This window comes from Bacillus sp. X1(2014), assembly GCF_007678255.1.
This window is the reverse complement of sequence record NZ_VEED01000082.1, coordinates 1-268: the sequence shown is the minus strand read 5'-3', so window position 1 is coordinate 268 and position 268 is coordinate 1. Positions and strand designations below refer to the sequence as shown.

Sequence of the window (268 nt, the reverse complement as noted above, 5' to 3'; positions counted from 1 at the left end):
AACACGGAAGTTAAGCTTCTCAGCGCCGATGGTAGTTGGGACACGCGTCCCTGTGAGAGTAGGACGTTGCCAGGCAAGCCCTTTCGGGTTATTTTTTTCGTCAAAATAATCCGGCCCCTTGGTCAAGTGGTTAAGACACCTCCCTTTCACGGAGGTAACACGGGTTCGAATCCCGTAGGGGTCACCATATCTGGAGGATTAGCTCAGCTGGGAGAGCATCTGCCTTACAAGCAGAGGGTCGGCGGTTCGATCCCGTCATCCTCCACCA

The 268-nt window shown here is 54.1% G+C and carries 2 tRNA genes and 1 rRNA gene; all 3 read left to right on the top strand.

Annotated elements, in window-relative coordinates:
* Positions 1-75 (top strand): 5S ribosomal RNA (gene rrf / locus FS608_RS31940); the annotation flags it as partial.
* A gap of 37 nt (positions 76-112) precedes the next feature.
* Positions 113-187 (top strand) — tRNA-Glu (locus FS608_RS29895).
* 5 nt (positions 188-192) lie between these two features.
* Positions 193-268, top strand: a tRNA-Val gene (locus FS608_RS29890).